Here is a 22,429-nt window from a genome sequence, read left to right as displayed (position 1 = left end):
TCTGGCGACTTGAAGATTCAGCACAGCAGCGAACCGCGAAGTTTAACAAAGAGCAACTAAGATGTCCGCATCCCCGATACCCCTTTCCAGGTCTTTTGGTTCGAAATCTCTCGGCCCTGATCGCGCTGTTCATTCCAAAGACCGTCTGGCGGCGGTTGCCGCCAACTTTGCCACCGTGGCTCCGGCCTGCGAGTTTTGGTCATTACGGCTGGTTGCCGAGCATTGGGATCGGCTCGAGGTGCGCCAAGGTATCCTTGAGCCCACGAGCCTTGGACATACCCTGGGCGCGATGGTGACAGTGGTGACGGGCGCGGGCCTGGGCTACGCGGCCACCAACGACCTCAGTCGATCCGGGTTGCGCGCGGCCGGTCAACGCGCGCGTTGCTGGGCGCTGCGCCATGCCGCGCATGGGCTGTTTGATGCTAGCCTTTACCCGCGCTGCGGCTTGCAGGCCGACTATGCCACCCCCGTGGAGCAACCCTGGGGCGAGGTACCTCTGACCGACAAGCTGGACTTGCTGCACCAGGCCAACCGGGCCTTGGCCATTGACGCGCGCATTCTCGACTGGTCGGCCTGGCTCGGCTGGAATGGGGTCGATCAACTGCTGGTCAGCAGTGCCGGGGCGGATATTTTTCAACATCTGGAGTATCTGCATTCCGGACTGCTGGCGGTGGCCAATGCCGGGCAGCAGACCCAACGCCGCCATGGTGGCGGGGCCGACAGGCCGCGCCAGGGTGGTATGGAGTTGCTCGCCGCGCCCGGATTTGTCGCGCTAGCACCGCGGGTGGCCGAGGAGGCATTGGCGCTGCTCGCGGCGCCCGAGTGCCCGGTTGAAACCCTCGACCTGGTGCTGCTGCCAAGCCAGATGACTTTGCAGATTCACGAAAGCATCGGCCATCCGCTGGAACTTGATCGAATTTTGGGTGATGAGCGCAACTATGCTGGCACCAGTTTTGTTACCCCCGAGATGTTCGGTCATTATCGCTACGGCTCGGAACTGCTCAATGTCACCTTCGACCCGCGCGTGCCGGGCGAACTGGCGAGCGCTATCGCCGACGACGAGGGCACGTTGGCACAGCGCGAGTATCTGATTCGCAACGGCATTCTGGAGCGCCCTCTGGGTGGCGCCTTGTCGCAGGCGCGCTCCGGGCTGATAGGCACCGCCAACGCCCGCGCCAGTAGCTGGGATCGGCCGCCGATCGACCGCATGGGCAACATCAATCTGGAGCCAGGCGCCGCGACCTTGGCGGAACTCATAGCCGGGGTGGAACGTGGCGTGCTGATGGAGACCAACCGCTCCTGGTCCATCGACGACAGTCGCAACAAGTTTCAGTTCGGCTGCGAGCTTGGGCGACTGATCATCGATGGCGATCTGCGCGGGCTGGTGCGTAACCCAGGCTATCGTGGCCGGTCGGCGGCCTTTTGGCGCAGTCTCGACGGCGTCGGCGACAGTGATTCGGTGGAGGTTAGGGGCGTGTGTAACTGCGGCAAGGGCGAACCCAATCAGGGCATTTATGTGGGGCATGCGTCACCGCCTTGCCGCTTCCGTCAGGTCGAGGTCTTTGGAGGTGGCGCATGAAGATCGCGCGGACAGAAGATCAGCAACTTGAGATCGACGCGCGCGACTGCTTTTATGCCATCGCCGAGCGGCTTCAAGCCGAGGCGCGCGCGGATGAGATCCTGTTCTGCGAACTCGCGGCCGAGCAGTCCGATTTTGTTCGCCTGAACCACAATCGCATACGTCAAGCTGGCGAGGTGCGGCACGCGAGTCTCCACCTGCGGCTCATCGAAAGCGACCGTCAGGCCGAGGCAGGCTGCGACCTCAGTGGCGATCTAGCGCACGACTTTGAGCAAGCGCGCTCGCTGCTGCGGCAGCTTCGCCAGCGTTTGCGCCATCTTCCGTCCGACCCCTATCTCCAGTTCAGCGAGGATCCTTCGCGCAGCGACCGTTGGCCTTCAAATCCCCTGGCCGATGCCGGCATGGCGCTGGAAGCCATCATGCAGGCAGCCGAGGGGTTGGATCTTGTAGGTATTTGGGCGAGCGGCGAGATCAGCCATGGTCTAATCAGCTCGGTTGGCCACCGCCACTGGCATGTCAGCCGCAGTTTTCATTTCGATTGGAGCTGCCATGGCAGCGGCGACAGCGCGGTCAAGGGCTCTCATGCTGGGCTGCACTGGGATGTTTCGCCAGTGCGTGAGCGCCTGACGTCCATGCGCGAGGAGCTCGACATCTTGGCGCGCCCGGCCAAACACCTGCCACCGGGGCGTTATCGTGCCTGGCTCGCGCCCATGGCCGTGGCAGAGCTGACTGACATGCTCGCCTGGGATGGCTTCGACCTCAAGAGCCAGCGCACGCGCCAGACACCCCTCTTGCGCTTGCTAGATGGCGAGGAGCGGTTCGATACGCGCCTGTGCCTGCGGGAAGTCCATGGAGCGGACAGCACCGGACTCTTGCCAGCCTTTACCAGCGATGGCTTCATGCGGCCCGATGCGCTGACCTTGATCGAGCACGGTGCGATGGGGTCGCCGCTGGTGGATGCGCGTGCGGGCAAGGAATACGGGCTGGCGGTCAATGCCGCTAGCGGCTACCCGGAATCCCTGGCCATGGCGCCCGGCGATCTGGCGGCCGATCAGGTGCTCAAGGCACTCGGCAGCGGGCTGCTGATTGGCAATCTCTGGTACTGCAACTGGTCCGACCCCAATTACTGCCGAGTGACCGGCATGACCCGCTTCGGCACCTATTGGGTGGAAGATGGCGTGATTGTCGCGCCGGTCGCGCCCATGCGCTTTGATGACAGTCTGTACGGTCTGCTGGGCGAGCGTCTGGAGGCCCTAGGCGCCGAGACGCAGCTGCTGCTCTCGGCACAGACCTACGGCGGGCGGTCGCTCGCAAGTACCAAACTGCCGGGACTGTTAATGGCCGGGATGGATTTCGCGCTTTGAGCTTGCACGGGGTAGTCCAACCAAACTGGGCTCAAGACGCCTGCTCTCGGCCATCCCCAAAGCTAATACAGCGGATTCTTAGTGAGGAGTTTTGATGGCCAATCAAGTGAGTCAGCGTCTGCCGCGATCATCGGTGTTCAAGGCAAGTTTTTTTATTCTGTGTATGACCGGCATCTTTGCCTTGGTGACGGGGGTCGGAGTACGCGGCGCCCTCGCTGCCGAGGTAAAACCCGAGGCAGTCTATGCCTACTGCCTGGACTGCCACGGCAACTATGGTGCTGGTGGTCAGGCCGGGCTCTATCCGCGCATTGCTGGTCTGCCGCAACCCTATCTCGACGCGCAGATTCATGCCTTCAAGGCACAGGATCGTGACAACAAACCCATGATTCCCATTTTCAAGCACGTCAATTTCAACGAGGAGATCATCGACCTGGTGTCGGCGTACATCGCTTCCATGTCGGTGCCGGATCTGGGACTTTGGCCCCATCAGCCCGATCCTGATGCCCTGGCGGCCTTCGCTTCGCGCGAAGACTATGTGGCCGCCGGCAAGCAGACCTATCAGGACCAGTGCGCGAATTGCCATGGCGAGGAAGGGCAGGGGACTGGCAATGGGCAGACGCCACCCTTGGTCGCGCAGTATCCGGCTTATCTGGCCAAGCAGATACGCGATTTCGCCACCGGCAAGCGCAAGCATGTGTCCAGCGCGGACTGTGGCGCACCGGACGCGGCCACGGCCGATGCCGTGATCAATCACCTGGTTGAACTCGGCCGCTGAGGTATCTGGAGAGACCAGCGGTTCGTGCGCATTAGTCTGCTGAGTGTCGGGCGCCGCATGCCGGCTTGGGTGGTCCAAGGATTTGGCGAATATGCCAAACGCCTGCCAAAAGAGTGCGATCTGCGCTTGGTGGAGATCGAGCCGGTAGCACGCACCAAGGGCGGTGACCGCATGCGCGCCATCTCCTTGGAGGGGGAGCGCATCTTGCAAGCCGTGCCCAAAGGCGCTTGGGTCGTGGCTCTAGATGTTGGCGGCCCCAGCTGGTCAACCGAGGCCCTGGCCTTGGAGCTCAAGCATTGGATGGCATCCGGCCAGGATGTGGCATTGCTGGTCGGGGGCGCTGACGGTCTTTCGTCCGCCTGCCTGGCGCGGGCCGATGCGCGCTGGTCCCTGTCGCCACTGACCTTTCCCCATCCGCTGGTGCGGGTGATCTTGGCCGAGCAACTTTACCGCGCCTGGACACTGCTCCAGGGACATCCTTACCACCGGGGCTGAGAGGAGCCGTCACCCATGCAACCCTTGCTGGTTCTGGCATCCGCGTCGCCACGGCGGCGGGAATTGATCGCGCAACTCGGATTGACGGCTCAGTGTTTGAGCGCCGATGTGGATGAAACGCCCGTGATGGGCGAGTCTCCCATCGACACTGCGCGGCGGCTCGCGATGGCCAAGGCGCAGGCCGTGTCTGAGCGCCTTGAACAGGAAGATGCGTCCCCGGCGATGCTGAAACAAACGCGCTTGGTTCTGGCGGCGGATACTTTGGTCACCGCCGATGATGAGATTCTCGGTAAACCAGCGGATGTCACCGATGCGGCGCGCATGTTGCAGCGTCTGTCCGGGCGTTGGCATCAGGTCATCACCGCGGTTGCACTCTTTGGCCGCCAGCGCCAGAGCATCGCCGCCATTACCCGGGTGAAATTTCGCGCCATCGAGCCCTGGGAGGCGCGCGTCTACTGGGCCACCGGGGAGCCGCGCGACAAGGCGGGGGGCTATGCGATCCAGGGACGCGGCGCCCTCTTTGTCGAGCGTATCGAAGGCAGCTACTCCAACGTCGTGGGACTGCCATTGTTCGAGACCGGTCGACTTCTAACCACGGAAGGGCTGCCCCCCTGGGGTCCGGATTCGCAAGAGGCATCCCCATGAGCGAGGAGATCCTGATCAACGTCACGCCGCCCGAGACCCGGGTTGCCGTGGTGGAAAACGGCGTCGTGCAGGAGATTATGATCGAGCGCTCCAACCGCTGCGGTCTGGTAGGCAGTATCTATCGTGGGCGGGTGTGTCGGGTGCTGCCCGGCATGCAGGCAGCCTTTGTCGACATCGGCCTGGAGCGCGCCGCCTTTTTGCACGCATCGGACATCGTCACCGCGGAGGGTGAGCCGCGCAGCGAGCACATCAATGAGTTGGTGCATGAAGGCGAGATGATTGTGGTCCAGGTCGTCAAGGACCCGCTTGGCACCAAGGGCGCGCGCTTGACCACCAGCGTCTCCATTGCGTCGCGCTATTTGGTGTTCATGCCTAGTTTGACCAACACAGGTGTGTCGCAGAAGATCGAAGGGGAAGACGAACGCAAGCGCTTGCGCGAGATTATTCAGCGCTATGTGGATGAGAACGCCGTCAGCGGAGGCTTTATCGCGCGCACCGCGGCCGAGACGGTCAGCGATTCGGCACTTTGTCGGGACATGAGTTTTCTGGTCAAGCTCTGGCGCAACATCAAAGAGCGCTGCGAGGCGGATGTCGAAGTGGGGCCGGTGCATGATGATCTGCCTCTGCCATTGCGCGCGCTGCGCGATCTGGTCACGCCAGAGGTGGAGCGTGTGCGGATCGATTCGCGCGCGACGCTCGAGCGCGCCCGCACCTTCGGCGCCAAATACATCCCGGAGGTGGTCGAGCGCATCGAATACTACGACGGCGAGCGACCGCTGTTCGATCTCTACGGTGTCGAGGACGAAATTCAAAAAGCCCTGCATCGCAAGGTGCAGCTCAAATCCGGTGGGCATCTGGTCATCGATCAGACCGAGGCCATGACCACCATCGATGTCAACACCGGCGCCTTTGTTGGTCACCGTAATCTCGAGGAAACCATCTTCAAGACCAACCTCGAGGCCGCCCAGGCGATTTGCCGGCAACTGCGGCTGCGCAATCTCGGCGGCATCATTATCATCGACTTCATCGACATGACCGACGAGGAGCATAAACGCCAGGTGCTGCGCGCACTGGAGAAATGTCTCGCCAAGGACCACGCCAAGACCCACATTTCCGAAGTCTCCTCACTCGGCCTGGTGGAGATGACGCGCAAACGCACGCGCGAGTCCTTGGAGCATGTGCTGTGCGAGCCCTGTTCCTGCTGCGGCGGACGTGGCTCGATGAAAACCGCGGAAAGCAGCTGCTACGAAATTTTTCGCGAGATCATGCGCGAGTCGCGCCAGTTCGAGGTGGAAACCCTGATGGTGCTGGCGTCGCAGGAAGTGATCGACCGTTTGTTGGATGAGGAGTCCGCGCATCTGGCCGAGCTTGAGGAATTCATCGGTCGCCCAATTCGCCTGCAAGCCGAGGCGCTTTATACTCAAGAACAATATGATGTTGTCTTGATCTAGCCGCGCATCGGCGGTCTTGATCCAAGTTTTTTTGTTCTCACCTTCGATGCCTGAGTCCAACCCATGAAGCGCATGGCGCTTAAGGCTTTTCGGCAGACGCGGCGGCTCGCCGTGATTGCGGTTCTGGGGCTTGCCGCTCTGCTGCTGGTTGCCCGCGCGCTGGTACCTTTCGCCGAGGGGCTGCGCGGAGAGTTGGTGACGCATCTCGGGGATCTGCTTGGCATGCAGGTCGAGGTTGGCGCGCTGACGGTGCGTTTCGAAGGTTGGTCGCCGCGGCTGACGCTGACGGATGTGATCCTGAGGGGTCGCTTGAATGACCAGGCTGAATTCAGCGCGCGCGAACTGCGCCTCGATCTGAATCTGTTCGCGACCTTGCGCGCGCGCCACCCGCGCATTAATGGGCTGACGCTGGTCGGAGCCGATCTCGAACTGCGCCGCGATACCGAAGGGCGGCTCCTCATCAGTGGTTTGCAGGCGCTTGGGGGTGGCAATGATGAGGGGGGGCTTGCATTTTTTCTGCGCGAGGGACACTTTGCCCTGACCGATAGTCGGCTTTACTGGGCCGACACCTTTTCCGGCGCGACCAGCCTTGTGGTGGAGATTTGGCGACTAAATGTGGTCAATCGCGATCAGGAACATCTGTTGCGGCTCGATGCCTGGCTTGCCGCCGATACCCACACCCGTCTGAGCGCCCGGGGCCGACTGCATGGATCGGCCAAAGACCTCAACGGCTGGGCCGGTGATCTCTACACGAGGTTTGAGAGTCAGCGAGACTTGAAGCCGTTGATACAGTCGGCACTGCCGCGCGCTTTGACACTGAGTCTTTCGGGTCTGCGGCTGGAAACCTGGTCAAAATTCCACGCCGGGCGGCCCGTCGAGGTGCTCGCGCGACTGCGAGCCGATGCTTTCAGCGCCGCGCGGGTGGCCGATGCTGGCGGTGATCCAGAGCCCGATAAGAGGGCAACCTTGGCGCTTGAAGGATTGAGCGGCCTGCTGGAGTGGTCACGCCAGGGGGCGACAACCCGGCTGCGTGTTGCCGACCTGCGCGCCCGCGAGCTCGGAGCGCATCCCCTGTCCATCGGGCTGAGCCTGGCGCCACTGCCGCCAATGACACCCATGGCGCCAATAGCGAGGACTACGGAGCCCGCGGCCGGCGCGGAGCAGGCTGCGGAGGAAAGATCCCAGACCCCGCGTGACGAGGCTGCGCAAGCCCTGGAAGCGCCGGCGACCCGGCGCTTATTGGGTGGGCTTGGTGAGGTCGAGCTTTCATTGTTACGGCGATTGGCGCGCTTGGCGGTGCCGGAGTTGATGGCCAGGTTACCGCCCAATGTGGGCTCCGATGCCCGTGAGAGTTCCCTCGGCGGCCGCCTTGAGCGCATGGTCTTTGCGCTTGACCTGCCGGCAATGGGACTCAGGCCGGTCGATTGGCGTGCCAAAGCCGCACTCCAAGGGCTTGAGATCGAACAAGATGCCGACTGGCCGGGGGCCCGGGGGCTGCAACTCGAGATCGACGCTACCCCCAAGCGGGGGTTTGCGCGAGTTGGCATGCGCGACGGACAACTGGATCCGCGCCCGCACCTGCCGGAGCCCACGGCGGTCGAGCGCCTGGATGCGCAGCTTGGCTGGGACGCCGAGCCAGCCGGTGGAGTCCGTCTCAAGCTGCCCGATGCGCGGCTGATGACCCCAGACCTCAATGCCCTGATTGCCGCCGAGCTGCGTCTTTCGTCTGGGTCCAGTCCCGATGTGGACCTACATTTGCAGCTGCGCGATGCCGATGCCAGCGCGGCGGGACGCTATCTGCCGGTGCGGGTGCTTGACCCGCCGCTGGTCGACTGGCTGAAGCGGGCGGTGCGTGGTGGGCGGGTGACCCAAGGTGACCTGTTGCTGCGCGGAAAGCTCTCGGATTTCCCCTTCGATGATCATCAAGGCCGTTTTGTGCTGGACCTTGAGATTCGCGATGGCACGCTGGACTATTCCGCGCCTCCCGCCGCAGCCGCGCCGCGCCCGCGCTGGCCCGCGCTGGAGGCACTGAATGCCGAGGTCCGCATTGTCAACCGGCGCCTGGATATTCATGCGCGCCATGGGCGTTTTCTCGACAGCGAGTTGCAACAAGGTACAGCTTTCATTCCCAACCTTTGGCAGCCCGAGCGGATGTTCATTCATGCGCGTGGGCAGGGGCCTCTTGCCGATGGTCGTCGGGTGTTGCTTGAAACGCCACTCAAGACGCAGCTCGGACGCCTGGCGAAGGCGTTCCAGGTGGAAGGTGAGCTTGGTATCCAGCTCGAGCTTGGTGTGCCATTTCGCCGTGGCGCCGAGCTTGACTACCAGGGCGAGCTGCGGTGGCGGCCAGGTGCCAGCGCGCGCCTTGACCTGGGTGAGGGCCGCGAGCCCGTTGCCTTGAACGACATCCAGGGTCGGCTTGGCTTCTCCAATCAGGGTGTCGAGGCGCAAGACATCCAAGCACGCCTTGGCGGGCAGCCGATCAAGCTGGACGTCAAAACCCAACAGGCCGATGGTGAAAACGCAGTCACGCGCACTCTGATTGAGGTGCGCGGTCAGTCCTCAATTAAACATCTGGCCGAGACCTTTCCCAGTCCAGCATGGGATCTGGTCAGGGGCGATGCAGGCTGGCAACTTGCCATCAGCCTGTCGAATCAGGATTTTTCCAACCCGAGCGCCCCCGTCGATCTCGAGCTCAGTTCCAACCTCCAGGGTGTGAGTCTGGCGTTGCCCGCGCCCCTCGGCAAAAGCGCCCAATCGGAGATGCCATTGCGCTTGAGTGCCCAGCTGACCGGGCAGCGGCTGGAACACCCTGAGGTGCGACTGGGGCTGCTCAAGGCGCGGCTAGATCTCGACCAGGCGCAAGGGCAACCGCCGCGACTGCGCGCGGCGGCACTCGCCTTGAACGCCGAGCCACCAGCCCCGCCGAACGCTCGCGAACTCAACCTCAGCGGGCGTTTGGCATCCCTGGAGCTGGGTCCCTGGCTCGACTGGTGGCAAGATCATCGCAGCCAATTTGGGCAGGGCAGGGAGCCGCTGCCGGTGCGCGCAAGCGGAATCAAGATCGATCATCTGGTTCTTGGCGTGCTCGCGTTTCGCGATCTGAGCGCCGCTATCACGCCCGCTCCCGATGGCGGAACCCAGGTTCGCTTCAAGGCGCGCGACAATGCCGGCACCATCGGTTTGCCCTTGGCTGGTTCCTCGGCCCCGGTGCGAGTCGAGCTTGCCCGCTGGCGGCTTGCCAGTCCGGACACTCCGCGACTAGCAGATATACCTGTCACACAGCGCAAGCCAGCACCCGCGGCCACTGATCCAGCCAAGCTCGGGCCGCTTGAGATCCAGGTCGAGGCGCTGGAATGGAACCAATATTTGCTCGGTCGCTTCTTTGTGCGCCTGGTGCCCGAGGAAGAGGGAGTCAGCTTTCAGGACATACAACTGAGCGGGCCCTTGATCGATGCCCGGGGGCAGGGCAGTTGGCGGGCCGATGATGCTGGGGAATTCAGAACCGCGGTGAAGCTGCAAGCCAGCAGCCCCAATGCTGGAGATTTGCTGCGCCAGCTTGCCTTGTATCAGGGGCTCGAGGGAAGTCGCGCGCAGATCATGGCCGATCTCGAATGGTCGGGTGATCCCGGCGCCTTCGCTTTGGACAGCGCGCGGGGCTTGGTCCTGGCTGATTTTCTGGCGGGACGCCTGCTGGATGTCGAACCTGGCGTGGGGCGCATGCTTGGCATTCTAAACATGGCGGCAATTCAACGCCGCCTGCGTCTGGATTTTAGCGATGTGGTCGATGACGGGCTCAGTTTCGATCAAATGACCGGGCAATTCGCGGTGGCTGATGGCCTGGCCGAGATTCAGCGCTTCGAGCTTTTGTCCTCAACGGCGGATATCCAGATGACCGGCACCACCAATCTGATCAAGGAAACCCTTGATCAGACAGTCTTTGTCACACCCAAGGTTGGCTCGGGGGTGGCGCTGGCGAGTGCTTTGGTGGGTGGTCCGCTGGTGGGCGCGGCGGTATTGCTGGCCGATAAAGTCAGTGGTGGGGCAATGGATCAGCTGACGCGGCACCAGTACCAGATCACCGGTCCCTGGCGCGAGCCAAGGATTGTGTCGCTGGGCATGACCGCCAATGATGGGTTGGAGCAAGCGCTCTCCGGCTCGCAACCGAACACCGAGACTGGTGCGCGCCCGAGCGGGCATGGGCATGCGGCCGCGAATGGGGGCGGTCGCGCGCCGCCCGGCAGCCGCTCCGAGGCAGCGGGACAATCCACCCAGGACGACAAGCCAGAAAATCTGTTCCTGGAAAATTTTTAACCGGCGAAGTTCCGAGAACAGAGCTCTGCGAGAAAATTGCTTAGAGTGACAGATCTGGCTTGACCACTCCAAGACCAATGGACGAAGCTTGCGTGATGTCGATCCTCTCTCTCTGTCCCCGGTAGAGCCGCGTCCCGGCCAATTAACCCAAGTATGAGCCCAAGCTTATGAGCAAGCCAATGCGCGCCGCGGCCATCCAGATGGCCACGGGTCCGAGTGTGGATTCCAATCTGATTGAAGTCGAGCGCCTGATCAAGGAAGCGGCCGAAATGGGCGCCAATCTGGTGGTGCTGCCCGAGAACTTCGCCTTCATGGGGAACAAAGATCAGGATCAACTCGGCATCGCGGAATCGCCGGGCGATGGCCCACTGCAGGCGTTTTTGTCCTCCACGGCGGATCGCCTGGGCATCTGGCTGGTCGGCGGGACTATACCGCTGCGGGCGACCGTGCCTGATCGAGTGCGTTCCGCGTCACTGGTCTTCGACTCCTCGGGTCAGCAGGTGGCCCGCTACGATAAAATGCATCTGTTCGATGTGAGTCTGCCGGGTTCGCAAGAGCGCTATCACGAGTCAGCCACTCTGGATCCGGGCGATCAACTGGCGGTGGTGGAGACGCCACTGGGGCGCATGGGTGTAGCGGTCTGCTACGATCTGCGCTTCCCCGAGTTGTTTCGCCAGATGCAGGATCATGGCGTTGAACTTCTGGCCATCCCCTCGGCGTTCACGGCACTGACTGGCAAGGCGCACTGGGAGGTGCTGGTGCGTGCCCGCGCGATCGAGAATCTCGCCTATGTCATCGCCGCGGCCCAGGGTGGCTATCACTTAAATGGCCGCGAAACCCACGGACACAGCATGATCGTTGACCCCTGGGGTGCAATTCTGGCCCAGGTGCCGCGCGGTACCGGCGCCATCTGCTGTCCCCTCGACGGCGGCTTTCAGCAGTCCGTTCGGCGCAGTTTCCCCGTGCTGGATCATCGACGTTTGAAATGTTCGCTCGCCGTCGACACCTAGGATCCATGGCCGACAATGATGTTGGCGCCCTGCCAGGCAGGGCGCGGCATTCTCTTTTCTTTTCGCACAGACGCTTTGATCCAATTGCACGAATGAATGACACTTTGACACTCGCCCGTGATCGCATCCTGGCCCCGGTTGGTCTGGCTGATGGCGACCTTGACCGACTGATCTGCGCACTGCGCAACCCGCGGGTGGATGCCGCCGATCTCTATTTCCAAAGCAGCCGCCTGCAGTCCTGGACACTGGAGGACGGCATCATCAAGGACGGGCACTTTAATATCGAGCGTGGCGCTGGACTGCGCGCCATCAGCGGCGAGAAGACCGGCTTCGCCTACTCCGACGAACTGGAATTTCCCGCCCTGGCCCAGGCCGCGGATGCCGCCCGCGCCATCGCGCGCTCGAACGCTGACGGGCAGGTCAGCGTCTCACCCGGCGCGGCGGTGGCGCGACGCTATCAACCCATCGATCCCATCGACACTTTGCCCGATAGCGACAAGGTCGAACTCCTCAAGCGTGTGGATGCCGAGGCGCGCCGTTGCGATCCGCGCGTCAAGGAGGTGATCGTCAGCATGGTCGCGGTGCAGGACACCATTTTGGTGGTGCGTGACGATGGCCTGATGAGCGCCGATGTGCGCCCGCTGATGCGACTCAATGTCAATGTCATCGTCGAACGGAACGGCCGCCGCGAGCAGGGTTCCATGGGCGGTGGCGCGCGGCGCGATCTTGGCTATCTGCTCGAGCAGGATCGCGCGCTCGGCTATGCGCGCGAGGCCGTCCGTCAGGCCTTGCTCAAGCTCGATGCGGTCGAGGCGCCGGCTGGCAGCATGACCGTGGTGCTCGGCCACGGCTGGCCGGGCGTGCTGTTGCACGAGGCCGTCGGCCATGGGCTGGAAGGGGACTTCAATCGCAAGGGCACCTCGGCTTTCGCCGGGCGCATGGGCGAGCAGGTGGCCGCCAAAGGTGTGACAGTGGTCGACGATGGGACCCTGGAGGGGCGGCGCGGTTCACTCAGCATCGACGATGAAGGCGAGCCGACCCAGTGCACCACCCTGATCGAAGACGGCATCCTGGTCGGCTACATGCAGGACCGACTCAATGCCCGTCTGATGAAAGTCAATCCCACCGGTAATGGTCGGCGCGAGTCCTACGCCCATCTGCCCATGCCGCGCATGACCAACACTTACATGCGCGCCGGAGCCCATGATCCCGATGAGATCATCGCCTCGGTCAAGCGCGGGCTCTACGCGGTCAACTTTGGCGGCGGCCAGGTGGATATCACCTCGGGCAAATTCGTGTTCTCGGCCAGCGAGGCTTACCTGATCGAAAACGGTAAAATCGGTCGTCCTGTCAAAGGGGCCACGCTCATTGGCAATGGTCCCGACGTGCTGACTCGCGTCAGCATGGTGGGTCATGATCTGGAGCTGGACTCTGGTATAGGCACCTGCGGCAAGGACGGGCAAAGTCTGCCCGTCGGCGTTGGTCAACCCACGCTCAAGATCGACAGCCTGACTGTTGGTGGAACCGAGGCATAAGGCGAGCCATTCATGATCCAATCCTTGCATCAATCTCCAAATCAAACACGGGCCACTCCCCGTACCATCGATCAAAACGGCGAGCAGTTCGCCAGCTTGCGCCAGACACTTGAGGACTTGCTCGCCGAGGCCAAGCGTGGCGGGGCTAGCGCGGCCGAGGCCGTTGTCACCAACAGCAACGGATTTGAAGTATCGGCGCGCTTGGGTGAGGTCGAGACAGTCGAGCACACGCGTGATCGCGGCCTTGGCATTACCCTCTACTTTGGTCATCGTACAGGATCCGCCAGCACCTCCGACTTCAGCTCCGAGGCGGTGCGCGATGCCGTGCAACGGGCCTGCAATCTTGCTCGTCACACCCAGGAAGACCCCTGTGCCAGTCTGGCCGCTGCCGAGCTGATGGCCAAAGAGGTGCTGGACCTTGATCTAAACCATCCCTGGGCGCTCTCGGTCGATGAGGCCACCAGCCTGGCGATTGCCTGCGAGGACGCCGCCCGTGCCGCTGATTCACGAATCGTCAATTCCGATGGGGCTAGTCTCTCGACCCATTCTGGCTTGAAGATTTACGGCAACAGCCATGGCTTCATCGGCGGCTATCCAAGTACCCGCCATGGCATTAGCTGCGCCGTGTTGGCACGTCAAGACGAGAGTATGCAGCGCGACTACTGGTGGTCCAGCGCGCGCGCCGCGGACGACTTGCAAGCCGCCGTTGAGGTCGGTCGCGAGGCGGCGCTGCGCACTGTCGCACGTCTTGGTGGTCGCCGACTGGGCACACGCAAGGCGCCGGTGCTCTTTCGCGCCGACCTGGCCGCCAGCCTGCTGCGCACCATGGCCAGCGCCATTAGTGGCGGCAATCTCTATCGGAAATCCAGTTTCCTGCTCGACCAGCTCGGCGAGCGGATTTTTCCACCTTGGGTGGAGATTTTCGAGCAACCGCACTTGCCACGGGGCTTGGCTAGCGCGCCCTTCGATGGCGACGGTTTGGCGACCCAGGCCAAGCACTTCGTCACCGGTGGCGAACTCAAAAGCTACGTGCTAGATCATTACTCCGCTTGCCGTCTGGGTCTGGCCAGCACCGCCAACGCAGGTGGTCCGCGCAATCTCGCCATCACCATGGGCGACCGCGACCGCGACGCCATGCTGCGCGAACTCGGGACTGGTTTGTTCGTCACCGAACTCATGGGGCAGGGGGTGAATATGGTCACCGGCGATTACTCGCGCGGCGCATCTGGCTTTTGGGTCGAACACGGCGAGATCCAACACCCGGTTGAAGAGGTCACCATCGCTGGCAACCTTAAAACTATGTTCCAGCACCTGGTTGCCGTCGGCAAGGACTGCGACTACCCCGGCAGCACCCGCACCGGCTCCTGGCTCATCGAGCGCATGACCATCGCCGGAGACTGACCGAAACATTGCTCGCCCGTCTGGAAGCCGCCGGGGAAGCTCAAGATCCTCGGGCTTGCCACCGCTTGCTGACAAAGCGGGCGGCGGGCTCCTGTTGGCGCGAGGATCGGCGGCGGCCATGGTTGCTCCGTCAGGCTCCGCCACAAGGGTGCCAATGGTTGGTTTGCACCCCACTCATCGCGAAAATTCACCAAATCCATGGTCCAGCGCCTTGGGCGGAAAAGTCGTACGTCAGGGCTGAGGGTTTACAAATTTATTTGACTGAACTAACCGAGACCGTATAATGCTCGGTTTTAAACAGGCGCGTAGCTCAGCTGGTTAGAGCACCACCTTGACATGGTGGGGGTCGGTGGTTCGAGTCCACTCGTGCCTACCAAAGCATTCCTAGGCCGTCAGTCAATCTCTTTCCGTCCACTGGGCGTCGCCATGTTTGCGCCGCCATGGCTTGCGGAGACGGATGCTGGCGGCTTTTTTGTTCATCTAACTCCAGGTATCGGTCACCACAGCAAAGCCTGGAGTCGCGCAACGGCGACTCCACCCTCCGGACCTTTGTCCGGAGTCAGGGCAATACCGCACTGCGAGCCTTGCATTTTGAGCGTTTAAGAAACTCTATGCCCCTCATTAGGCTTCCGGATGGCTCCGAGCGTCACTTTCCCGAGCCCGTCAGCATACAGGTGATCGCTGAGGACATCGGCCCGGGACTCGCCAAAGCTGCGCTCGCTGGTCGTGTTGACGGACGCGAGGTGGATCTTTCCTTCGTGGTTTGCGAGGATGCCGCTGTCGCCATCATCACCCGCCGTGACGAACAAGCACTTGAATTACTGCGCCACGATGCCGCCCATGTGATGGCGCAGGCGGTGCAGGAGTTATATCCTGGCACCCAGGTGACCATCGGCCCGGCGATCGAGAACGGCTTTTACTACGACTTTGCTCGCGAACAACCCTTCACGCCCGAGGATCTGACGGCCATCGAGGCGCGCATGCGTGAGATCGTCAAGCGCGATCTGCCCATCGGGCGCGAGGTCCTTGAGCGCGATGCGGCCAAGCAGCTGTTCGCGAACTTGGGTGAGCGTTATAAAGTCGAGATCATCGACGACATCATCCCGGCGGGCGAAGAAGTCTCCATCTACCGCCAGGGGGACTGGTTTGATGTCTGCCGCGGCCCCCATCTGCCGAGCACCGGCAAGTTGGGCGACGGTTTCAAGCTGACGAAAGTCGCCGGGGCTTATTGGCGCGGCGATTCGCGCAACCCCATGCTGCAGCGCATCTATGGCACCGCCTGGCGCGACAAGAAGGAACTTAAGGCCTACCTGCATCGCCTAGAAGAGGCCGAGAAGCGCGATCATCGCAAGCTCGGTCGCCAGCTGGATCTGTTCCATTTCCAAGACGAAGCACCCGGCATGGCCTTCTGGCACCACAAGGGCCGTACCCTCTATCGGCTGGTCGAGCAGTACATGCGCGAGAAGCTCGACGAATACGGCTACGAGGAGGTCGAAACCCCACAGGTGCTGGATCGCTCACTGTGGGAGCGTTCCGGGCACTGGGAGAAGTTCGCCGACGACATGTTCACCACGGAGCTTGACGGACGCGACTATGCCATCAAGCCGATGAACTGCCCCGGACACATCCAGCTGTACAATCAGGGCCTGCGTAGCTACCGTGATCTACCGTTGAAATTGGCCGAGTTCGGCGTGGTGCATCGCAGCGAGCCCTCTGGCACCCTGCATGGTCTGATGCGCGCGCGGCGCTTTACCCAGGACGACGCCCATGTGTTCTGCACCGAGGATCAGCTTCAGGCCGAGGTCGCGACCCTGATCGACATGGTGTTCGAGACCTATCGCGATTTCGGCTTCGACAAGATTGATCTGGCCCTGTCCTTGCGTCCGGACAAGCGCGTGGGCTCCGATGAACTCTGGGACAAGGGCGAGGCGGCCCTGGACCAGTCCCTGCGCGACAAGGGGCTGGAATTCCGCGTGCAGCCTGGCGAAGGCGCTTTTTACGGGCCGAAAATTGAGTTCACCCTGCGCGACAGCATTGGGCGCACCTGGCAGTGCGGCACCATTCAGGTGGATTTCTCCATGCCTGGCCGGCTCGGCGCGCATTACATCGCCGAGGACAACAGCAAACAGACCCCGGTGATGATCCATCGCGCCATACTGGGCTCCATGGAGCGTTTCATCGGTATTTTGCTCGAGCATCATGCCGGCGCCTTGCCCGTCTGGCTCGCTCCAGTGCAGGCGGTAGTTATGAATATTACTGATCGCCAGGCCGATGCCGTCACCGCGACCACAAAAGTCTTGCATGACAAGGGATTTCGCGTTATCTCGGACTTGAGAAACGAGAAGATCGGCTTTAAAATTCGCGAGCACACGCTCCAGAAGATACCCTACCTGCTGGTCATCGGCGACCGCGAGGTGGAAAATGACGGCGTCGCCGTGCGTGATCGCAACGGACACGATCTTGGCAGCCTGTCGGTCGCGTCTTTTGCCGAGCAGCTCAACGGTGATGTGCGGGAGCGGCACTGAGGACAGTTTCGGGGACTCCCAAAAGGCGTCTCCCTGGCTGACCACGAACCGAGCAGACAGGCCTGTGGCGTTGTGCCATCGACTACCGCCACCAGCGCGTCGGATCGCCTTCTGCGAACGGCGAATGTTTAAAACCAATTGCTAGGCTAATTTGCGAGGAGGAGTTCCGCTATCGCTGCGCCAAAACGTAACCGCGTCAACGAAGAAATTACAGTCCCAGAAGTCCGACTGATCGGCGCGGATGGAGACCAGATCGGTGTCGTCGACCTGCAGACGGCCATGACCCGAGCGACCGAAGAAACCCTTGACCTGGTTGAAATCGATCCAAACGCCGAACCGCCAGTTTGTCGGTTAATGGATTTTGGCCGATTCCTATTCGACCAGAAAAAGAAAAAATCCGAAGCCAAAAAAAAGCAAAAGCAAGTTCAGGTTAAGGAGATGAAATTTCGCCCTGGCACCGATGAGGGCGATTACAAAGTCAAACTCAAGAACCTGATGCGCTTTTTGCAGGAAGGCGATAAAGCCAAAGTCACCATGCGTTTTCGCGGCCGGGAACACGCGCATCGTGAGCTTGGCCTTGAGTTGCTGCAGCGAGTCGAAAAGGATCTCGCCGACCTCAGCGTGGTCGAGCAGCAACCGCAGATGGAAGGGCGACAAATGGTGATGGTTTTGGGGCCAAAGAAAAAATAGCGCCATTTAGCCAAGACCCCATTCAGCCGGATGAGCAATCGAGCCGGGCGACCAGATGGACGAGCCAAGTGGGCAAGCCTGATGGGCATTTCGGGGGTTGGATTGCCTGAACGGGGCAACTCCCGGGAGACAAGTCTCTCGCCAGCTCCGAGAAACCCACAAACAGCGGCCCGCGGGAAAGGGCTTCCGCGCGTTTTGCCGCCAATAATACACCCATGCAACTGGCTTGATCGGCAGCAACTCCCCAAGCCGGCATTCCGCATGGATTAAGACGAAGGAGAAAAAAATGCCCAAAATCAAAACCAATCGGGGTGCGGCCAAACGCTTCGCCCGCACTGCCGGCGGTGGATTCAAACGCAATGCCTCCCACCGGCGCCACATTTTGACCAAGAAGGCCACCAAGAGAAAGCGTCAGCTGCGCGGATCTCACCGTCTGCACAAGGCTGATCAGCGTGCCGCGCGGCGGATGATGCCTTACTGCTGAAAGACGTTGATTTGAAAGCAGTCCCTGTGGAAGGTTTTTAGATCGGCCAGCCATCGCATCCCGCAACCACTGACGTTTTTTCGGAGAGAGGCTATGCCTAGAGTCAAACGTGGCGTTACAGCACACGCCAAACACAAGAAAATTTTGGACGAAGCCAAGGGCTATTATGGAGCTCGGCGCAAAGTCTTTCGTGTCGCCAAACAAGCAGTCATCAAGGCGGGCCAGTATGCCTATCGCGACCGCCGCCAGAAAAAGCGGCAATTCCGCGCACTCTGGATTGCTCGTATCAATGCCGCCGCGCGCATGAACGGCCTATCCTACAGCCGCATGATGGATGGCCTGAACAAGGCCGGCATAGAGATCGACCGCAAGGTGCTGGCCGAGCTCGCCTACCATGACGAGGCCGCCTTCGCCGCGCTGGCAGATCAGGCTCGAGGCGCGCTCGCCGCCTAGGCCATCATCTGGGACTCTCGCGAGTTCCAGTCACCGCGCCAGCAGCCACCGGGGCAACCGCAGCAAAGATCCGGGAAAGGCGTCAAATCCTTTCCCTGGCTTGGTTGCATGCCCCTATCCGCACCATTTTCCGCGCCTTTTTTTACTGGGCTCCAATACAGGGGACGGGTTTGAACGCGATCACCGATGCCACTGAGCTCGGCCAGCAACTTGCCGATCTTGGCGAGCGCCTGCGCACTGAAGCCACAACGGCCGACAGCCTTGCCGCGCTTGATGAGGTGCGGGTGCGCTATCTCGGCAAGAGCGGTCATCTCACCGCGTTGCTCAAACAGCTTGGCCGCCTGCCGGCGGAGTCCCGCCCCAGTGCCGGACAGGCAATCAACCAGGCCAAGAGCGCCGCCCAACAGCAGCTCGACCAGGAACGCGCCCGGCTCGAGATCGCGGCGCTTGAGGCGCGGTTGGCCGGCGAGCGCATTGATGTCACCTTGCCGGGTCGCGGCCAGCATCCCGGTGGCTTGCATCCGGTCACCCGCACCATGCAGCGCATCGAGCGTTTGTTCGCCAGCGCCGGTTTCGAAGTGGCCGAGGGGCCGGAAGTCGAGGATGACTACCATAACTTCGAGGCGCTCAATATCCCGCCCGAGCATCCGGCCCGGGCCATGCACGATACTTTTTACTTTCCCGATGGGCGCCTGCTGCGCACCCATACCTCGCCGGTGCAGATTCGCGTGATGGAAAGCCGTGAGCCACCGCTGCGCATTATCGCGCCAGGGCGAGTGTACCGCTGCGACAGCGATTTGACCCACACCCCCATGTTCCATCAGGTCGAGGGCTTTCTGGTCGATGACCGCGCGACCTTTGCCGATCTCAAAGGTGTGCTCTACGACTTCTTGCGCCAGTTTTTTGAACAGGATGACCTCTCCCTGCGCTTTCGCCCGTCCTATTTTCCCTTTACCGAACCCTCGGCCGAGGTGGACGTGCGGTGCGTCAAGTGCGGTGGCAGTGGCTGTCGCATCTGCAAGCAAAGCGGCTGGCTCGAGGTCTTGGGCTGCGGCATGATCCACCCCGAGGTATTCCGCCATGTCGATATCGATAGCGAGCGCTTCCAAGGCTATGCTTTCGGCATGGGGGTCGAGCGCTTGGCCATGCTGCGATATGGCGTGGATGACCTGCGGCTGTTCTTTGAGAACGACCTGCGCTTTCTGGCTCAGTTTCGCTAGGCGGCCCCTGCCGCCAACGGGCGCATGACATCTCCCCGACCAGCCACTCACTTAATTTCATAGCACAAGACAAACACCATGCGACTGAGCGAAGCCTGGCTGCGCGAATGGGTTGACCCACCCATTGATACCCAAACGCTGACTGATCAACTCAGTATGGCCGGGCTTGAGGTCGATGCCGTCGCGCCCGTGGCGGGCGCATTCACCGGTGTGTTAATCGGCCGGGTACTGAGCGTCGAGCCGCATCCGGACGCGGCCAAACTGCGCCTGTGCCGGGTGGATGCCGGTCAGGCTGATCCGCTGCAAATCATCTGTGGCGCGGCCAATGTCGCCGCCGGGCAGCAGGTGCCCGTGGCCGTGATTGGCGCTCGCCTGTCGAATGATTTCAAAATCAAAAAAGCCAAGCTGCGCGGCGTCGAGTCCCACGGCATGATCTGCTCCGCCTCTGAACTGGGCCTGGCCGAATCCTCCGAGGGCATTCTGGTGCTGCCGGATACGGCCCCCATCGGCGACGATTTCCGCGCCTGGATGGGTCTGGACGATCAAGCCATCGAGCTGGATCTGACGCCCGACCGTGGAGACTGCCTGAGCCTGGCCGGCGTGGCGCGCGAGGTCGGCGTCATTAACCGCCTGCCGCTCGGCGGTCCCAGGTTCGACCCTGTCCCGCCCGCCAGCGACGAGCGCTGGCCGCTCGAGATCAGCGCCTCCGCCGCCTGCCCGCACTATGTCTGTCGGCTGGTGCGCGACCTCGACTCCACAGCCCAGACCCCGCTATGGATGCGGGAACGCCTGCGTCGCTGCGGTCTGCGCCCCATTAGCCCGGTGGTGGATGTCACCAACTATGTGCTGCTCGAACTCGGTCAGCCGCTGCACGCTTTCGATGCCGAGCGCTTGACCGGTGCGGTCCAGGTGCGCCTCGCGCGCGCGGGCGAACCCCTGACCCTGCTCAACGACGAACAAATCAAACTCCACCCAGACGCCCTGGTTATTGCCGATGACAGCGGCGCCATTGCCCTTGCCGGCGTCATGGGCGGCGCATCAACAGCGGTGTCCGAGAGCACCCGGCATATTCTGTTTGAAAGCGCTTTCTTTGCGCCTCAAGCCGTCGCCGGGCGCGCGCGCCGTTATGGGCTGCACACGGATGCCTCACACCGTTTCGAGCGTGGCGTCGATCCCGACCTTCAAGTGCGCGCCATCGAGCGCGCCACCGCCCTGCTGCTTGACATCACCGGTGGCACACCAGGCCCGGTGGTAGCAGCCCGGAGCGAATCCGAACTTCCACAGCGCCCGCCCATGGTGCTGCGCCCCGAGCGCATCCCCCGGTTGCTTGGCATCGAACTTGAAGCCACCGAAGTCGAGGACATTCTGACCCGACTCGGCCTGCAGCTTGCACCCACGGCCCGGGGCTGGCAGGTGCAAGTGCCTGGCCATCGCTTCGACCTGCGACGCGAAGCAGACCTGATCGCCGAACTTGGGCGCATTTACGGCTACGATCGCATTTCGCCCAGCCAGGCCCAATCCGCCACCCGCATGACAGCCCCGCGCGAGGCGGATTTCGACCTCGAGCAGGCGCGCGCGCGCTTGATTGATCGGGGCTACTTCGAGGCCGTCACCTACAGCTTCATCAGCCCGGCCCAGCAAGCCCTAATCGACCCCGATTTCCAGGCCTTGGCACTCAGCAACCCCATCTCAGCCGAGCTGTCGGTGATGCGCACCAGCCTATGGCCCGGCCTGCTGCAGACCGCTCAACAAAACCTCGCACGCCAGCAGACGCGGGTGCGCCTGTTCGAGACCGGCCTGCGCTTTCGCATCCAGCAGGGCGACCAGGGCGGTGCCGGGTGCGAAGATGCTGGACTGAAACAGGAGCCCATGCTTGCGGCACTCGCCATCGGGGATCTGATGCCAGAGCAATGGGGCGGCACCGAGCGCCCGATTGACTTTCACGACATCAAGAATGATCTCGAAGGGCTGCTTGCCCTGACCGGAGAGGCAGGGGTATTTTCCCTGGCACCTGCTTCGCATCCAGCTTTGCATCCGGGCCAGTGCGCGCGCATCGAGCGCGCTGGCGCCGAGGTTGGCTGGATCGGCATGCTGCACCCCTCGCTGGCCAGGCAGCTTTCGCTGCCAGACGCCAGCTATCTTTTTGAACTGCGGCTCAATCAGCTCGCCCAGGGGCGTCTTCCCGTCTTCAGCCCAGTGTCACGATTTCCGTCCATTCGCCGTGACCTGGCCTTGCTGGTCGCAACCGACACCCCTTATGCGGCCATTGAGGCGAGCGCCCGCGCCGCCGCCGGAGACTGGCTACGCGAACTGCGGGTTTTTGACATCTACCTTGGGGAGAAAATCGAGTCAAACCGCAAAAGCATCGCTTTGGGATTGATTTTACAGGCATCTTCCCGGACACTTACAGATCAGGACGTGGAGGACGCCGTAGCACGCGTGCTCATCAGGCTGGAACAAGATCTGGGCGCCAGATTAAGGAGTTAAA

16 protein-coding genes and 1 tRNA gene are annotated in these 22,429 nt (G+C 62.1%); all 17 read left to right on the top strand.

Annotated elements, in window-relative coordinates; translation table 11 throughout:
- The first annotated feature begins 61 nt into the window (after positions 1 to 61).
- The 17 genes from Thiowin_RS15560 to pheT all read left to right on the top strand — a co-directional run bounded on the left by Thiowin_RS15560 (position 62) and on the right by pheT (position 22,428).
- The gene (locus Thiowin_RS15560; protein ID WP_328983905.1) at positions 62 to 1,579 is read left to right on the top strand and encodes a TldD/PmbA family protein; all 1,518 of its coding nucleotides are present in this window, start codon (positions 62 to 64) and stop codon (positions 1,577 to 1,579) included.
- Positions 1,576 to 2,943 carry a metallopeptidase TldD-related protein gene (locus tag Thiowin_RS15555; protein WP_328983904.1) on the top strand — a complete coding sequence of 456 codons (1,368 nt, stop codon included), beginning with the start codon at positions 1,576 to 1,578 and terminating at the stop codon, positions 2,941 to 2,943. Before Thiowin_RS15560 ends, Thiowin_RS15555 begins: the two co-directional genes overlap by 4 nt.
- Positions 2,944 to 3,037: 94 nt before the next feature.
- Entirely contained in the window at positions 3,038 to 3,718 is a 681-nt protein-coding gene (locus tag Thiowin_RS15550; RefSeq protein ID WP_328983903.1) for a c-type cytochrome, read from the top strand.
- A gap of 24 nt (positions 3,719 to 3,742) precedes the next feature.
- Positions 3,743 to 4,213: a 23S rRNA (pseudouridine(1915)-N(3))-methyltransferase RlmH gene (gene rlmH, locus Thiowin_RS15545; RefSeq protein ID WP_328983902.1), complete on the top strand. Its 471-nt coding sequence runs from the start codon at positions 3,743 to 3,745 to the stop codon at positions 4,211 to 4,213.
- 15 nt (positions 4,214 to 4,228) lie between these two features.
- Positions 4,229 to 4,858, top strand: a complete 630-nt coding sequence (locus tag Thiowin_RS15540) for a Maf family protein (RefSeq protein WP_328983901.1) — start codon at positions 4,229 to 4,231, stop codon at positions 4,856 to 4,858.
- A complete protein-coding gene (gene rng / locus Thiowin_RS15535; protein ID WP_328983900.1) occupies positions 4,855 to 6,309 on the top strand; it encodes a ribonuclease G in 1,455 nt (484 codons plus the stop codon). The genes Thiowin_RS15540 and rng overlap by 4 nt, the downstream gene beginning before the upstream one ends.
- 63 nt (positions 6,310 to 6,372) lie before the next feature.
- A complete protein-coding gene (locus tag Thiowin_RS15530; RefSeq protein ID WP_328983899.1) occupies positions 6,373 to 10,623 on the top strand; it encodes a YhdP family protein in 4,251 nt (1,416 codons plus the stop codon).
- A 167-nt stretch (positions 10,624 to 10,790) separates the two neighbouring features.
- Positions 10,791 to 11,633: a carbon-nitrogen hydrolase family protein gene (locus Thiowin_RS15525; RefSeq protein WP_328983898.1), complete on the top strand. Its 843-nt coding sequence runs from the start codon at positions 10,791 to 10,793 to the stop codon at positions 11,631 to 11,633.
- 92 nt (positions 11,634 to 11,725) lie between these two features.
- Entirely contained in the window at positions 11,726 to 13,168 is a 1,443-nt protein-coding gene (tldD, locus tag Thiowin_RS15520) for a metalloprotease TldD (RefSeq protein ID WP_328983897.1), read from the top strand.
- Between the two features lie 12 nt (positions 13,169 to 13,180).
- Positions 13,181 to 14,569 (top strand): metalloprotease PmbA, encoded by a 1,389-nt coding sequence (gene pmbA, locus Thiowin_RS15515; RefSeq protein WP_328983896.1) that lies wholly within the window; start codon positions 13,181 to 13,183, stop codon positions 14,567 to 14,569.
- A 299-nt stretch (positions 14,570 to 14,868) separates the two neighbouring features.
- Positions 14,869 to 14,945, top strand: a tRNA-Val gene (locus tag Thiowin_RS15510).
- 235 nt (positions 14,946 to 15,180) lie between these two features.
- Positions 15,181 to 17,094, top strand: a complete 1,914-nt coding sequence (gene thrS, locus Thiowin_RS15505; protein ID WP_328983895.1) for a threonine--tRNA ligase — start codon at positions 15,181 to 15,183, stop codon at positions 17,092 to 17,094.
- Positions 17,095 to 17,265: 171 nt separating this feature from the next.
- Positions 17,266 to 17,784, top strand: a complete 519-nt coding sequence (gene infC, locus Thiowin_RS15500; RefSeq protein ID WP_328988097.1) for a translation initiation factor IF-3 — start codon at positions 17,266 to 17,268, stop codon at positions 17,782 to 17,784.
- A 286-nt stretch (positions 17,785 to 18,070) separates the two neighbouring features.
- Complete coding sequence (rpmI, locus tag Thiowin_RS15495) at positions 18,071 to 18,268, top strand: 50S ribosomal protein L35 (protein ID WP_009151349.1); 198 nt, start codon at positions 18,071 to 18,073, stop codon at positions 18,266 to 18,268.
- Between the two features lie 93 nt (positions 18,269 to 18,361).
- The gene (gene rplT / locus Thiowin_RS15490; RefSeq protein ID WP_328983894.1) at positions 18,362 to 18,721 is read left to right on the top strand and encodes a 50S ribosomal protein L20; all 360 of its coding nucleotides are present in this window, start codon (positions 18,362 to 18,364) and stop codon (positions 18,719 to 18,721) included.
- Positions 18,722 to 18,951: 230 nt separating this feature from the next.
- Positions 18,952 to 19,941, top strand: a complete 990-nt coding sequence (gene pheS / locus Thiowin_RS15485; RefSeq protein ID WP_328988096.1) for a phenylalanine--tRNA ligase subunit alpha — start codon at positions 18,952 to 18,954, stop codon at positions 19,939 to 19,941.
- A 78-nt stretch (positions 19,942 to 20,019) separates the two neighbouring features.
- Positions 20,020 to 22,428 (top strand): phenylalanine--tRNA ligase subunit beta, encoded by a 2,409-nt coding sequence (gene pheT / locus Thiowin_RS15480; RefSeq protein WP_328983893.1) that lies wholly within the window; start codon positions 20,020 to 20,022, stop codon positions 22,426 to 22,428.
- Position 22,429 lies beyond the last annotated feature (1 nt).

Origin of the sequence: Thiorhodovibrio winogradskyi (assembly GCF_036208045.1) — a bacterium.
GTDB lineage: Bacteria > Pseudomonadota > Gammaproteobacteria > Chromatiales > Chromatiaceae > Thiorhodovibrio > Thiorhodovibrio winogradskyi.
This window is presented reverse-complemented; position numbering and strand designations above follow the sequence as displayed.

What these genes read in the sequence shown, in the direction of transcription:
- Thiowin_RS15550 (WP_328983903.1), top strand. Translation starts at nt 3,038, where the DNA reads ATGGCCAATCAAGTGAGTCAGCGTCTGCCGCGATCATCGGTGTTCAAG.
- pheT (WP_328983893.1), top strand. Translation starts at nt 20,020, where the DNA reads ATGCGACTGAGCGAAGCCTGGCTGCGCGAATGGGTTGACCCACCCATT.
- rplT (WP_328983894.1), top strand. Translation starts at nt 18,362, where the DNA reads ATGCCTAGAGTCAAACGTGGCGTTACAGCACACGCCAAACACAAGAAA.
- thrS (WP_328983895.1), top strand. Translation starts at nt 15,181, where the DNA reads ATGCCCCTCATTAGGCTTCCGGATGGCTCCGAGCGTCACTTTCCCGAG.
- Thiowin_RS15540 (WP_328983901.1), top strand. Translation starts at nt 4,229, where the DNA reads ATGCAACCCTTGCTGGTTCTGGCATCCGCGTCGCCACGGCGGCGGGAA.
- tldD (WP_328983897.1), top strand. Translation starts at nt 11,726, where the DNA reads ATGAATGACACTTTGACACTCGCCCGTGATCGCATCCTGGCCCCGGTT.
- rng (WP_328983900.1), top strand. Translation starts at nt 4,855, where the DNA reads ATGAGCGAGGAGATCCTGATCAACGTCACGCCGCCCGAGACCCGGGTT.
- pmbA (WP_328983896.1), top strand. Translation starts at nt 13,181, where the DNA reads ATGATCCAATCCTTGCATCAATCTCCAAATCAAACACGGGCCACTCCC.
- Thiowin_RS15555 (WP_328983904.1), top strand. Translation starts at nt 1,576, where the DNA reads ATGAAGATCGCGCGGACAGAAGATCAGCAACTTGAGATCGACGCGCGC.
- Thiowin_RS15560 (WP_328983905.1), top strand. Translation starts at nt 62, where the DNA reads ATGTCCGCATCCCCGATACCCCTTTCCAGGTCTTTTGGTTCGAAATCT.
- Thiowin_RS15525 (WP_328983898.1), top strand. Translation starts at nt 10,791, where the DNA reads ATGAGCAAGCCAATGCGCGCCGCGGCCATCCAGATGGCCACGGGTCCG.
- rpmI (WP_009151349.1), top strand. Translation starts at nt 18,071, where the DNA reads ATGCCCAAAATCAAAACCAATCGGGGTGCGGCCAAACGCTTCGCCCGC.
- Thiowin_RS15530 (WP_328983899.1), top strand. Translation starts at nt 6,373, where the DNA reads ATGAAGCGCATGGCGCTTAAGGCTTTTCGGCAGACGCGGCGGCTCGCC.